Here is a 13,386-nt window from a genome sequence, read left to right on the forward strand (position 1 = left end):
CCCCAACCGGCACGCCCGGCCCCGCAACACCATGGGCGCTCTCCGCATACGCTACGGCGGCCTTCGCCTTCACCGCTGCAATCCCGGCTTCGACCTCACGGGCACCGGCAAGAATGTCCAGGCAACCATCCGCCAAACCAGCCAGAGGGTCAGCACCGGAAAACGGCTCCACCCCGGCACCATCAACCTCAGCAACCAGCACAGCAAGGGCAGCACGAACATCCTCAAACGCCCTCACCACCGCCGCCATTCCCATAACCCCATCATCGCGCGAGGGTCTGACAATCCATGGCGGACAGGACTCCCGCCCGGTCCGAAAAGCCGCCCGCCGCCGTCGGGCGTGTATTCGCTGCCGACAGTCTGGAACCGAAGACACCAACCCTGCGTGAGCCTCATCACGAAGGGCCCGAAAATGGTCTGCTGGTTACCGGCTCCCCTCCCAAAGACGAGAAGGTAACTCTATGCAATCCACCCCAACCCGGGCCGAAAACCCGGTGGAGAAGAAGAAGCCGGCAGCCGTCGTCGGACATGCCCTCAACCGCGGCCTGAACGTCCGGCACATCCGCTTCATGGCCCTGGGCTCTGCCATCGGCACCGGGCTCTTCTACGGCTCCGCCTCGGCAATCCAAAAAGCAGGACCGGCCGTCTTACTGGCCTACATCATCGGCGGCGCGGCCGTTTTCATGGTGATGCGCGCCCTGGGCGAAATGGCTGTCCGGCATCCAGTGTCCGGCTCCTTCAGCCAGTACGCCAGCCGCTACCTTGGTCCCCTGGCCGGCTTCGTAACCGGCTGGACGTATGTGTTCGAGATGGCGATCGTCGCCATTGCCGACGTCACAGCGTTCAGCATCTATATGGGCTTCTGGTTTCCGCAGGTGGACCGCTGGATCTGGATCCTGGCCGTCATCTGCTTCCTGGCGGCCCTGAACCTGCTAAGCGTCAAGGTCTTCGGCGAACTGGAGTTCTGGTTCTCGCTGATCAAGGTGGCGGCCATTATTGCCATGATTGCCGGCGGCGCCGCCATCATCGTGTTTGGTTTCCAGGCCGCGGACTCCACCGTGGCGCCCGGCCTGGGCAACCTGGTTGAGCACGGCGGCCTGTTCCCCAACGGCTTCGAAGGCCTCCTGGCATCCTTCGCGGTAGTGATGTTCGCCTTCGGCGGGATCGAAACCCTGGGCATCACGGCCGGCGAGGCAGCCGACCCCAAGAAGGTCATTCCCAAGGCCGTCAATACCGTCCCCGTGCGCGTGCTGCTGTTCTACGTCCTCACGCTGGGCGTCCTGATGAGCCTCTTCCCGTGGGACCAGGTGGGTACCAGCGGCAGCCCCTTCGTGCAGATCTTCAGCAGCCTGGGCATCCCCGCAGCACCGCATATCCTCAACGCAGTGGTCATCACCGCCGCGCTGTCGGCCATCAACAGCGACATCTTCGGTGCCGGCCGCATCCTCTTCGGACTGTCCAACCAGGGCCACGCTCCCGCGGCCTTCGGGAAAGTCTCGCGGCACGGCGTCCCCTGGCTCACCGTGGTGATGATGGCCGGCATCCTGCTGGTGGGCGTGGTCCTCAACGCCGTCATCCCGGAAGACGTGTTCCTGGTGATTGCCTCCATCGCCACCTTTGCCACCGTCTGGGTGTGGGTCATGATCCTGGCGTCGCATGTGGCCATGAAGCGGGAAATCGCACGGAAGGGCCTGCCGGCGTCGGAATTCCCATCCCCGTGGTGGCCGGCCGCCTCGATCCTGACCATCGCGTTCATGGTGCTGGTCATTGGCGTGCTGGGAGCGTTCGAGGATACCCGCATCGCCCTGTATGTCGGCGCGGTATGGCTGGGACTGCTGGTCCTGGCGTACCACCTGTGGACCAAGGGTGACGGACGACGGCGGGCCCACCTTGAGGACGAAACCTCGCCCCTGCCGGTGGTCTCCTCCTAGGCAACCTGGGGAAACACTCCTGCGCCGGAGAGCCCCGAGCGCGGGGCCGTCTCCACCTTGGCGCAGATCCAACGGCCCAGCTCTGTGGCAGCCTGTGGGTCGATCGAGGTGGAGAATCCTGCCCGCGCCAGCATCCAGGCCAGGTCCTCGGTGGAAACATTGCCTGCCGCGCCGGGGGCAAACGGGCAGCCGCCCAGACCTCCCACCGCACTGTCGAAGACCGTAACGCCGGCTGCCATGGCCGCATAGGTGTTCGCCAGTGCGGTGTGGCGCGTCTCGTGCAGGTGTGCCCGCAGCGGCACGTCCGTTTCCGACGCCAGGGAGGCAAAGACCTCACCTACCTGCCAAGGGACGGCACAGCCGATGGTATCTGCCAGTGCTACCTCGGCCAACTGACCCCTCTCCAGCGCGCTCCGGACGACAGAAAGAGTTTGTTCCCCCGGAACGTCGCCCTGGTACGGGCAGCCGAAAGCGACGGCGGCGGTGACAGTGAGGGGGATGGCCGAGGCAGCGGCGATCCCTGACACCTCTTCGAGCGCGTCCAGGGCGGCAGCAACCGTCGTGTTCTGGTTGGCTGCCGCGAAGGCATCTGTCACGGGCAGGACATAGTTGATCTCATCCACCCCTGCGTCCACGGCGCTGTGCGCACCGCGGGTATTCAAAACGAGGCCGATGTAGCTGGCGCCGGCGTCCCGGCGCACCCCGGCCATGACGGCGTCGGCGTCGGCCATTTGCGGAACCTTTTTGGGATTCACGAAGCTCACAGCCTCGATTCGCCTGGCGCCTAGTGCGATCAGGTCGTTGATGAGGCGCAACTTGTCGTCCGTACTGACAGGAATCTTTTCGTTCTGCAGCCCGTCCCTGGGGCTGACATCCACGATGGACACCGCCCCCCTGGCCCTCGTGGTTGCTGACTTTCCGTTCATCAGATTGCCCCTTCATCCTTGGCATCCTGCAATTGTTCGGCGCTGAGGTTGAGCAGACCGGCGTAGACGTCGCCGTTGTGGGCACCTGGCACCAGTGGTCCGTTCCATGCGATGCCTCCGCTGGTCCGGGAGAGCTTGGGGACGACGCCGGGCTGGACCACAGCCCCCAACTGTTCATCGGGAACTTCCACCAGCATCCCGCGCGCCCGAAGCTGGGGGTCTTCGAAGATGTCCTCGATGGTACTCACAGTGCTGTTGGGAACAGCGTGCCGGTCAAGGCATGCCACCAGGTCCCCGTGGTTGAAGCCTGCGGCCCATTCGGCGATGCGCTGTTCCAGCTCTTCCTGGTTGGCCCCGCGGGAAGCGTGGTTGTTGTAACGAGGGTCGGAAGCCAGCTGCGGCACGCCCATCGCTGCGGCAAGCCGTACGAAGACGGAGTCCTGGTTGGCAGCGATCACCACCCACTTTCCGTCGCTGGATTGGAAGATGTTCGACGGCGCTATTCCCTTCAACCCTGAACCGCTGGGACCCGGAACCACTCCAGCTGCCGCGTAGTCAGGCACGGCACTTTCCAGGAGGGAGAAGCACGACTCCACGAGTGAAACATCGACGATCTGCCCTGTGCCTCCTTTGGCATCACGCCAATACAAGGCAAGCAGGATTCCCTGCAGCGCGTAGAGCGACGCCAGGCTGTCCCCCAGCGAGATGCCTGTCCGTGGCGGGGCCTGGTCCGGGTATCCGTTGAGGTGGCGCAGGCCGCCGCGGGCTTCGGCAACGGAGGCGTAGCCCGGCTTGTTGGCGTCGGGTCCGGTCTGGCCGTAGCCGGAAACCCGGGCGATGATGAGGCCCGGGTTGGACTGCCAGAGCACGTCGGGCGAGAGCCCAAGTTTCTCGAGTGTCCCGGGGCGGAAATTCTCCAGGATAACGTCGGCTTCCCTGCACAGGTCCAGGAACAATTCCCGCCCGCGGGGAGATTTAAGGTCCAACGTGACGCACTTCTTCCCCCTGGACTGGACCGACCACCACAGCGTGTGTCCGTCGATCCGGGCCCTGCCCCACTCGCGCATGGGGTCGGGGCGGTCGGGAGACTCAATTTTAATGACCTCCGCACCGAAGTCTGCGAGCTGCCGGCCCGCAAAGGGGCCCGCGATGAGTGATCCGAGCTCCAGGACGCGCACGCCAGCCAGGGGTCCGGCACCGGCTTCAATGCCATGGCCGCGATCAGGCGCTGCACCGTCATGGGCATGGACCTCAGCAACAGGTCCGGAATCAGGATCCTGGCCGCCACGCATTCCCTCGGGAGGCGCAGCCTGTGACGTTTCCACCATGTTTGGGGCTCCTGTTCTGCCGGCAACCGGGCCCGGGCCGCGGTGCACCGACTGCCGGTGGGATCGTGGGACATCGTTGACACGACAACTCATATTGTGGACCTAAATTCACCATGTGGATAGAGGGGTCCAAATCAGTCCTATTGCGGGATGGTGCCGCCGATCACCCGGGTAGCCTCCTCCGCCGCAGCCAGGACCTGTTCCAGCCAGGAGGCGCATACGTCATACGGCATCCTCAGCGCGGGCCCCATCACCGTGAGGGCCCCGAAGAGCTCTCCCTGCGGCCCGAAGATCGGCGCCGAGATGCCACTGGCGCCTGACACCCGCTCGCCGGTAGTGATGGCGAAGCCATCAGCCCGGGCCTTTGCCACCGCCTCCTCCAGGCTTGCGGCATCGGTAATGGTCTGGTTGGTCAAGGACTTTAGGCCCGACCGGTAGATGTGCTCTGCAACCTCAGGGTTCCATGCGAGGAGGACCCGCCCGGCCGCGCCGACGTGCAGCGGCATGATCTCGCCCACGCTGACGACGCGCCTCAGCATGCGCCGGGTTTCAGCCAGGGCGATGCATACGCGTTTGCCCTGGGACTCCCGAAAGATGCAGGCGGTTTCACCCAGCTCATCGCGAAGCCTGCGCAGCACCGGAGTCAGTAGTTCCAGGAAATCCAGCCCTTGGGTTGCCGGCGCCGACCAGTGGGCCATCCGGACGCCCACCCGGTAGCGATCGCCGTGCCGGTCCAGGATTCCTTCCTGCACCATATTCGCCACCAGCCGCTGGACCGTGGAGTGCGGAACGCCGGTGCTGGAACGGATTTCAGCCAGCGACAGCTCGGGCCGGGCAAGTGAAAAGGCATCGAGGATGGCGGTGATCTTCCGAAGGACCAACAGGGGGGTGGCCGATGTTTCGCTGGAGCTCATGGGGAAAGTGTATGAGCCGGAAAGCGTTGAGTGTGATCCAAGTAACTGTTAGCATCGGGTCCACATCATGATGGAGAACCCACGATGTGGCAGCAAACAAGCTGCTGTTGAGTACAAACCGGAGTCCACAGACGGAACTTCGGCCCCGGAGCAAGGCACCATTTTTGTTCCGACAGCGTGAACCAGAGGGGAAACAAGCGGCCGGAGTTGGCCGGGAAGAGGCAACGATGCCAGCTGCACAGCCAGCCACGTCCGGATATGCGGTGGAGCTCACCGGGTGCACCAAACAATTTCCAACATCCTCGGGCGAAACCTATTTCGCTGTACGGGACATTGACCTGAAGGTTGAACCCGGCCGCTTCGTCTCCATCGTCGGCCCCACCGGATCCGGGAAGTCAACCATCCTCAACATGGCCGCGGGTCTCCTGACGCCGAGCGTCGGGGAGGTAAAGAGCTTCGGAGAACCAGTGACGGGAGTGAACCGAAGGGCGTCCTACATGTTCCAGCAGGACGCCCTGCTGCCGTGGAAAACCGTGATTGACAATGTCAGCCTTGGCCTGACCATGGCCGGCGTGTCCAAGGCCGAAGCGCACTCGGAGTCACGACGCTGGCTCGAAAAGGTGGGCCTCAAGAATTTTGCGGACCGCTACCCGCACCAACTCAGCGGGGGCATGCGCAAGCGCACGGCCATCGCCCAGGCGTGGATCGTGAATCCGGACATCCTCCTCATGGACGAACCGTTCTCTGCCCTCGATGTCCAGACCCGCCAAATCATGGAGAACGAACTCCTGCAGCTGTGGCAGGAATCCGGCAAGGCGGTGGTCTTTATTACCCACGACCTCGACGAGGCGATCGCACTCTCCGATGAGGTGCTCATCCTCGGTGCGGGGCCGGGGAGCACGGTGGTGGGAAGCTACCAGATCGACATTCCCCGGCCGCGGGACCTGCTTGACATCCGCGACGACCCCCGCTTCGTGGCGCTGCACCGTGAAATCTGGGGCCGCCTGAAAGTCGAAGTTTCCAAGACCTATGAAAGCGCCATGGCTGAGGAAGGTGAAGCAGCATGACGATCCTCGGTTCACGGCGGCAAGGTCCCCGCGGGAATGGCGCTCCCCGCGCAGCGCAGGACCGCCGCCCCGTTAGCCGGCCTGCCCGCCGGGGCGAAATGTCGCCATTGGCCATGCGGGGCATCCAGCTCCTCCTCACCGTTATCGTCCTGGGCGCGTGGGAGGTTTTGGGCCGCGCCGGGGTGATCGATGAATTCTTCTTTCCCCTTCCCTCGGACATCTTCCAGACCGTGTGGGTCTGGGTATCGTCAGGGTTCGTGTTCCCCCACCTTTGGGTGACCATGCAGGAGGCCATCCTTGCATTCCTGGTGGGAGCCGCCGTCGGACTTATCTTCGGCTTCATCCTTGCCCGCGTCCGCTTCCTGGAGCGGCTGATGGACCCCTTCCTCCAAATGTTCAACGCGCTCCCCCGCGTGGTCCTTGCTCCGATCTTCCTGCTCTGGTTCGGGCTCGGCATCTGGTCCAAGGTCGCCTTCGGCTTCACCCTGGTGTTCTTCATCGTCTTCTTCAACACGCTGGAAGGCGTCAAAAGCGTGGACCGGGTCCTGGTGGATAACGCCCGCATGTTGGGGGCCAGCGAGAAGCAGCTCCTCCGCCACGTCTTCATTCCCAGCGCCCTGACCTGGATCTTCTCAAGCCTGCATATCAGCGTCGGCTTCGCCATCACCGGTGCCGTGGTGGGCGAGTACCTGGGCGCTTCCGGCGGTATGGGCTATGCCATTGCCCAGGCGCAGGGCGTCTTCGACACCAAGGGCGTGTTCGCGGGGATGTTCATCCTCATGATTGTCGTCCTGATCATCGATCTCCTGGTCAACCGGCTTGAACGGCACCTGCTCAGGTGGCGCCCGGTCAGGTCCTCCTGATCGGGCCGTACGGGCAAGCCAACTTGCCCGGCAACGAAATTCAACAACCCGCTTGAAAGGGACACCCATGACACAGAAAGCAACCCGGCGCCGTGGCCGGGTCCTCCTCCGCCCGCTGACCGTGATCGCGGCGGCAGCCTTGGCCCTCTCCGCCTGTGGCGCACCCGCTGCGGCCCCTCCCGGCCAAAGCGGTTCGGCAGCAGCAGCCGGCGGTGGCGGTGGCGGCAAGGTGGTTATCGGTGTGGGCGGACAGACCCTGCTGACCTACCTTCCGACCACCCTGGCCCAGCAACTGGGTTACTACAAGGACGAGGGCGTGGACGTTGAGCTCCAGGACCTTCAAGGTGGATCCAAGGCTTTGACCGCCATGATTGGCGGCAGCACCAACGTGACCAGCGGGTACTACGAGCACACCATCCAAATGCAGGCCAAGAACCAGCAGATCAAGGCTTTTGTGGACATGGGCCAGTCTTCGGGCCTGGCACTGTTGGTGGCACCGAAGAACGAAGGCCAGATCAAGTCCATTGCCGACCTGAAGGGGAAGAACGTCGGGGTCACCGCGCCGGGCTCCTCTACGGACATGTTCGTGAAGTTCCTGCTGGCAAAGAACAACATGCAGCAATCCGATGCAGCCGTTTCCGCCATTGGCGCCGGATCTTCCGCCGTTGCCGCTGTTGAACAGGGGCAGGTCGACGCGGCTGTCATGCTCGAACCGGACGTCTCTGTACTGACCAAGCGAATCGGCCACGATCCCGTGGTGTTGGAGGATGTCCGCACCTCAGAAGGACTGAAGGAAGTATTCGCCACGGATTCGTGGCCCTCAGCCTGCCTGTACGCTAAGACAGACTGGCTCAACCAGAACAAGGACACGGCAACTAAGCTGGCCAAGGCAATTAAGCGGACGCTGGAATACATCAACGGGCATTCCGGAGCGGAAATAGCAGCCAAAATGCCGGAGAGCTTCGCTGGCGGGGACAAGGATCTTTACGCCAAGGTCATCGATGACCTCAAGAAGACCCTCAGCAAGGACGGCACCTTCACGGATGACGGCGTGCAGGCCGTCCTTAAAACCCAGCAGGTGGCCAACCCTGACGTGGGAAACAAGGACATCAAGCTGTCCGAAACCTACACGAACGACTTGGTGAAGTAACCGGCCGCGCCGCCCTTCGAAACAGGCGAAACAAACAGGAACAGGCGAAAGTGCCCGGCCCCAAGGGGCCGGGCACTTTGCAGTTCCGCTGTTTTAAGCCGAAGCAGCGGCGGCACGCACCGCCTGGCCGAGCGACGTCGTCGGACGCCCGATCAGCCGGCTGAGGTCACCGGTGCTGACCAGGAGGTCCCCACGCGCGATGCCCCGATCGGAGTCCGCGAGGATTCCAGCAAAGGCCTCCGGAACCCCTACGGACGTGAGCAGGCCTGCGTAGTCCCCTGCCGGGAGGTCGTTGTAGCTGATGGCCTTTCCGGTGGCCGCACTGATCTCTGACGCCAGGTCCGCCATGCTGAACGCCTCGTCGCCGCCCAGTTCGTAGACCTTGCCGGCCTGGCCGTCGGTCACCAGCACCACGGCGGCGGCGTGGGCGTAGTCGGCCCGCGCTGCGCCACTGACTTTTCCGCCACCGGCGCTTCCGGCGATGGCTCCCTGCGCTACGGTTCCGGGCAGCTGCTCCGTGTAATTTTCCAGGTACCAGCCGTTGCGCAGCAGCACGAAGGGGACACCGGATTCACGCAGCAGGTCCTCCGTGGCCTTATGCTCGTCGGCCAGCTTCATGCCGCTGGTGTCCGCGTTGGCGATGCTGGTGTACGCCAGCAATTCCACGCCCTCGGCCTTGGCCGCGTCGATGACGGTGCGGTGCTGGTCAACCCGCTGTCCTACTTCGCTGCCGGAGATCAGGAGCACCCGTGTGGCGCCCTTCAGGGCAGCGGCGACCGACCCGGCGTCGGCATAGTCCATGGGCTGCACACTGACACCCCGCCCCGCGAAATCCGCCAGCTTGGCAACGGACCGGCCTGCCGCGACGATATCTCCCGCCGGCACGCCGCGCTCCAGGAGGGCTTCAAGAACGTGCCGGCCCAGCTGTCCGGTAGCGCCTGTCACAACGATGCTCACAATGGTTCCTTTCCAGAACTTTTACTCGGTCATTGTGTGCAACTGTCACCCCAGCAAGGAACTTCCCGAAAGAGAGTACGCACTTTTAAGTAAGGTACCCACCTGCGGGTAAGCTGGCAGCATGAAAGCGGCTCCCTTGCCTCCTGCGCTTGCCGACGGCGTGTTCCCGGCCGGGTGCCCCAGCCGGACCGTGCTGGACCACGTCACCAGCAAGTGGGGTGTCCTGCTCCTGGTTGCCTTGTCCGAGGGCGAACAGCGGTGGAGTGATTTACGACGGCGGGCCGAGGGCATCAGCGAGAAGATGCTGGCCCAGACGCTGAAGACACTGGAGCGGGATGGCCTGGTCCGCAGGAACGCACGCCCGGTCATTCCGCCGCGGGTGGACTACAGCCTTACGGACCGGGGTTATGAACTGAGTGCCTTGTTGGTGCCGCTGGTGGCGTGGACGTTTGAGAACGCCGGGGACATCATCGGCGGAGCCGAAAAGGCCAAGTAGTACCTAAGCTAAAACTCGAGTACCTGTTACTGGTGTGGCTGGTGTGAATAGCGCATAGCGTGAGCGTACGGTGGCGGCCGGAATGGGAGGACCATCCTCCGCTGGGAGCATTCCGCCAACCAGCACCGTTAGCAGGCGGCGGGCTGCCGCTTGGAGGAGTTCGTCACATGGCCAAAGACTACATGCACGATCTTTCCGGCATGGGCAGGCCCATCAGCCTCGGGGCTGCGCTTGCCGGAGCGCTGGGCCGGACCCTGACCGTATTCAGCACCCGCTGCCCCTACCGGGTGGGGGACACAGTCATAGGCGACGACCCCTTCAGCGGCAGGCGCGAAGGGGTCGTCGTATGGCAGGACCGCCGGTCAGTGGGCGTAAAGACCGCCCACGGCGTCTTCTTTTACGACCACCGGCTGGTCAAGCCCCTGGAATGATGCTTACCGGGCCGACCAGCCGCCGTCCATGGTGTAGCTCGCTCCCGTGACCATGCCGGCATCCGGAGACGCCAGCCATGCAACCAGGGACGCCACCTCTGCCGGTTCCACCAGGCGCTTGATGGCGGACTCGGTGAGCATCACCTTGGCCAGGACCTCGGACTCAGGAATGCCGTGCATCCTGGCCTGGTCCGCCAGCTGCTTCTCCACCAAAGGGGTGCGCACGTATCCGGGATTGACGCAGTTGGAGGTAACCCCGTGCTGGCCCCCTTCCAGTGCCGTCACTTTGCTGAGGCCTTCCAGTCCGTGCTTCGCGGACACATAGGCGCTCTTGAACGGCGAGGCACGGATGCCGTGCACGGAGGACAGGTTGATGACCCGGCCGAACTTGTTGTCGTACATGTGCGGCAACGCGGCCCGGATCAACAGGAAGGGAGCCTCCAGCATCAGGCTGATGATGCGGCGGAAGTCCGCGGGATCGAACTCCTCAATCGGGCTGATCCGCTGGATGCCGGCGTTGTTGACCAGGATGTCGCAGTCCAGGCTGAGTCCGGCCAGGCTGTCAACGTCCAGCAGGTCCACCTCCCAGGCGCTGCCGCCCACCTCATCGGCCAAGGCCGCTGCAGCGCGGGCGTCGACGTCGGCCACCACCACTTTCGCACCCCGCTCCGCCAGCGCGCGCACGCAGGCGGCCCCAATTCCGCTGGCACCGCCGGTGACCAGCGCCTTGCGTCCATTCAGTGTGTTGTCCATTTGCAGTTCTCCTTGTGTACAGCCAACGACGTGCGCGCCCATAGGGTCAAGGGCTGGTTCAGCCCACCAGCGAGGTCAGCGCTGTCCAGCGGTCAGCAGCCCTTCGCGGGCGGCGTCTTCCCTGTCCACGTCCTCCAGGGCGATGCCCTTGGTTTCCTTCAGGCTAAGCACTGCCACAACCGTGATGGCGCAGGCCACCACCAGGTAGATGGCCGTGGGCAGCCACGATCCGGTGTCCTTCAGCCACTGGGTGGCCAGCAGGGGCGCCAGCGAACCGGCGAAGATGGACGTGACCTGGGAGCCCAAGGATGCGCCGGAGTACCGCATGCGGGTGGGGAACATCTCGGCCATGATGGCCGGCTGGCCCGCGTACATCAGGCCGTGCAGGCAGAGTCCGATGGTCACGGCCAGGACGATGACGACGGCGTTCCGGGTGTCGAACATCGGGAAGGCGAAGAACGGCCAGGTGGCACCGAGGATGGCACCGGCCAGATACACGGGTTTGCGGCCAATCCGGTCTGCGAGCCGGCCGTACTGCGGAATGATGGCGAAGTGGATCACGTGAGCGATCAGCAGCGCCAGCAGGAGCGACGAAGTGTCGTACTTGTGCACGCTCTTGAGGTAAACAATCGCGAAGCTGACCACCAGGTAGTACATGATGTTTTCCGCAAACCGCAGGCCCATGGCCTGGAAGATGCCCTTGGGGTACTTGCGCAGGACCTCGAAGACGCCGTAGCTGACGGCCTGTTCCTTCTCCACCTGTTCCTTGGCTTCCAGGAAGATGGGCGACTCGCTGACGTTGGTGCGGATGTAGTAGCCCACGAAGACGATCACGGCGGAGAGCCAGAACGCCACGCGCCAGCCCCACCCCAGGAAGGCCTCACTGCTGAGGGTGGTGGACATGATGTACAGCACCAGGGTGGCCAGGAGGTTGCCCACCGGGACCGCTGCCTGCGGCCAGCTGGACCAGAAGGCGCGGGTCTTGTTGGGGCTGTGTTCGGCCACGAGGAGCACGGCTCCGCCCCATTCGCCGCCCAGCGCGAAGCCCTGGATGAAGCGCAGTGCCACCAGCAGCGCGGGGGCCAGGTAGCCGATGTCGGCGAAGCCGGGCAGGCAGCCCATCAGGAACGTGGAGATGCCGATGATCACGATGGTGAGCTGCAGCGTGGGCTTGCGGCCCAGCTTGTCGCCGATCTGGCCAAAGACGATGCCGCCCAGCGGGCGAGCAATGAAGCCCACGGCGTAGGTGAGGAAGGCCTGGATGATCCCGTCCAGGTCATTGCCGGTGGAGGGGAAGAAGTACTTGCCGAACACCAGGGTGGCCGCGGTGGCGTAGAGGAAGAACTCGTACCATTCCACCACGGTGCCCACCATGGAGGCGGCAACAATCCTTTTAAGTCCTGATCCTTCGGGTGCATGCCCTGCCTTGTTGGCCGGGCGCTGCTCTACGCTCATTGTTTCTCCTAGTGTCCACGTTGACACGTGCTGTGATCTCCAGCACAAGTGACTCAGATGAGTATTGCTGCACAAATGATGCACTTCAATGGCCAAAGAGGCAGTCAGCATGTGCACAATTGCAGATATGAACGCGAACCCCGATGACCTGCTGGTGCTCCTGGCGGTCTCCCGCTCCGCAAGGTTCACGACGGCGGCCCAAGCCCTGGGATTGAACCACACCACGGTTTCGCGCAGGATCGCCGCGCTGGAGAAGTCGCTGGGCGGCCGGGTCCTGTCCCGCGCCGCCGGCGGCTGGGAACTCACGGAGCTTGGCGAGCGGGCCGTGCGGGCGGCCGAACAGGTGGAGGCGGTGCTGGGCACGCTGGGACCGGCCGGCCAGGCACCCGACCCGATTGCCGGCGTCGTGCGCATGACCGCGACGGATGGTTTCAGCGCCTACATTGCCGCTCCGGCCGTGGCGCGGCTGCGCCGGGACCACCCGGGCCTCAGCGTGGAGGTGGTAACCATGACCCGCCGTGCCCTGCAGCAACGGTCCGGGCTGGACATCGAGGTGGTGGTGGGCGAGCCGCAGGTGCACCGCGCCGAAGCCATCCGGCTGGGCGAATACCGCCTGGGCATGTACGCCTCCCGCGCCTACCTTGCGGAGCACGGCACGCCTGCCACGGTTGCGGAACTCAACGGGCACCCGCTGGTGTATTTCGTGGATTCCATGCTTCAGGTGGACGACCTCGACGCGCCGCGGCGGCTGGTGCCCGCCATGAAGGACGGCCTGACCTCCACCAACGTCTTTGTCCATGTCGAGGCCACCAGGGCCGGCGCCGGCATCGGGTTCCTGCCGTGCTTCATGGCAGACCTGCATGACGACCTGGTCCGCCTGCTGCCGGAGAAGATCGGCGAACTGCTTCCCTACTGGATGGTCCTGCGCCCCGACTCGCTGCGCCGCCCCGCGGTAGCCGCCGTGGTGCAGGCCCTCAGGGAACGGATGGCCGAGCACCGGGACGCGCTGCTGGGCAATGGTTAAACCCGTCGATTGCTGAGTAAACGCCGTTTTGACCGGGGCGGATTCATACGATCATTGCAACGAAACCATGAAGGGGTGTTGCGATGCCGGC

Annotated in this window: 13 protein-coding genes and 1 pseudogene; 7 read left to right on the plus strand and 7 right to left on the minus strand. The window is 64.2% G+C overall.

Features of this window, described 5'->3' with window-relative positions; all coding sequences use genetic code 11:
* Positions 1–256 (minus strand): annotated as a pseudogene (locus tag HNO81_RS20035) (endonuclease); the annotation flags it as partial.
* A gap of 205 nt (positions 257–461) precedes the next feature.
* Between HNO81_RS20035 and HNO81_RS19630 the strand changes: the two are divergent.
* Positions 462–1,931 (plus strand): amino acid permease, encoded by a 1,470-nt coding sequence (locus HNO81_RS19630; protein WP_175319767.1) that lies wholly within the window; start codon positions 462–464, stop codon positions 1,929–1,931.
* On the opposite strand, the gene HNO81_RS19635 is transcribed toward HNO81_RS19630, so the two are convergent.
* The 3 genes from HNO81_RS19635 to HNO81_RS19645 all read right to left on the minus strand — a co-directional run bounded on the left by HNO81_RS19635 (position 1,928) and on the right by HNO81_RS19645 (position 5,099).
* Positions 1,928–2,857 (minus strand): hydroxymethylglutaryl-CoA lyase, encoded by a 930-nt coding sequence (locus tag HNO81_RS19635; RefSeq protein ID WP_175319768.1) that lies wholly within the window; start codon positions 2,855–2,857, stop codon positions 1,928–1,930. The genes HNO81_RS19630 and HNO81_RS19635 overlap by 4 nt on opposite strands.
* Positions 2,857–4,185 carry a CaiB/BaiF CoA-transferase family protein gene (locus HNO81_RS19640; protein ID WP_217509629.1) on the minus strand — a complete coding sequence of 443 codons (1,329 nt, stop codon included), beginning with the start codon at positions 4,183–4,185 and terminating at the stop codon, positions 2,857–2,859. Before HNO81_RS19640 ends, HNO81_RS19635 begins: the two co-directional genes overlap by 1 nt.
* A 140-nt stretch (positions 4,186–4,325) precedes the next feature.
* Positions 4,326–5,099 carry an IclR family transcriptional regulator gene (locus HNO81_RS19645; protein ID WP_175319769.1) on the minus strand — a complete coding sequence of 258 codons (774 nt, stop codon included), beginning with the start codon at positions 5,097–5,099 and terminating at the stop codon, positions 4,326–4,328.
* A 227-nt stretch (positions 5,100–5,326) separates the two neighbouring features.
* On the opposite strand from HNO81_RS19645, the gene HNO81_RS19650 reads away from it, so the two are divergent.
* From HNO81_RS19650 to HNO81_RS19660, 3 genes are all read left to right on the plus strand, one after another.
* Positions 5,327–6,166: an ABC transporter ATP-binding protein gene (locus tag HNO81_RS19650; RefSeq protein ID WP_175319770.1), complete on the plus strand. Its 840-nt coding sequence runs from the start codon at positions 5,327–5,329 to the stop codon at positions 6,164–6,166.
* On the plus strand, positions 6,163–7,029 hold the full coding sequence (locus HNO81_RS19655) for an ABC transporter permease (protein WP_217509630.1): 867 nt from the start codon (positions 6,163–6,165) through the stop codon (positions 7,027–7,029). The genes HNO81_RS19650 and HNO81_RS19655 overlap by 4 nt, the downstream gene beginning before the upstream one ends.
* A 67-nt stretch (positions 7,030–7,096) precedes the next feature.
* On the plus strand, positions 7,097–8,179 hold the full coding sequence (locus tag HNO81_RS19660; RefSeq protein ID WP_175319771.1) for an ABC transporter substrate-binding protein: 1,083 nt from the start codon (positions 7,097–7,099) through the stop codon (positions 8,177–8,179).
* 93 nt (positions 8,180–8,272) lie between these two features.
* Here HNO81_RS19660 and HNO81_RS19665 read toward each other — a convergent pair whose 3' ends face one another.
* Positions 8,273–9,136, minus strand: coding sequence for an SDR family oxidoreductase (locus HNO81_RS19665; RefSeq protein WP_175319772.1), 864 nt, complete (start codon positions 9,134–9,136; stop codon positions 8,273–8,275).
* 121 nt (positions 9,137–9,257) lie between these two features.
* Between HNO81_RS19665 and HNO81_RS19670 the strand changes: the two genes are divergently transcribed.
* Positions 9,258–9,632 (plus strand): helix-turn-helix domain-containing protein, encoded by a 375-nt coding sequence (locus HNO81_RS19670; protein WP_175319773.1) that lies wholly within the window; start codon positions 9,258–9,260, stop codon positions 9,630–9,632.
* A gap of 167 nt (positions 9,633–9,799) precedes the next feature.
* On the plus strand, positions 9,800–10,063 hold the full coding sequence (locus HNO81_RS19675; RefSeq protein WP_175319774.1) for a hypothetical protein: 264 nt from the start codon (positions 9,800–9,802) through the stop codon (positions 10,061–10,063).
* A 3-nt stretch (positions 10,064–10,066) separates the two neighbouring features.
* Here HNO81_RS19675 and HNO81_RS19680 read toward each other — a convergent pair whose 3' ends face one another.
* A complete protein-coding gene (locus tag HNO81_RS19680; protein ID WP_175319775.1) occupies positions 10,067–10,816 on the minus strand; it encodes a 3-hydroxybutyrate dehydrogenase in 750 nt (249 codons plus the stop codon).
* Positions 10,817–10,891: 75 nt separating this feature from the next.
* Positions 10,892–12,271, minus strand: coding sequence for an MFS transporter (locus HNO81_RS19685; RefSeq protein ID WP_175319776.1), 1,380 nt, complete (start codon positions 12,269–12,271; stop codon positions 10,892–10,894).
* A gap of 127 nt (positions 12,272–12,398) precedes the next feature.
* Between HNO81_RS19685 and HNO81_RS19690 the strand changes: the two genes are divergently transcribed.
* The gene (locus HNO81_RS19690) at positions 12,399–13,295 is read left to right on the plus strand and encodes a LysR family transcriptional regulator (protein ID WP_175319777.1); all 897 of its coding nucleotides are present in this window, start codon (positions 12,399–12,401) and stop codon (positions 13,293–13,295) included.
* Positions 13,296–13,386: the final 91 nt, after the last annotated feature.

The organism is Pseudarthrobacter sp. C4D7, assembly GCF_013359725.1.
Taxonomy (GTDB): Bacteria; Actinomycetota; Actinomycetes; order Actinomycetales; family Micrococcaceae; genus Arthrobacter.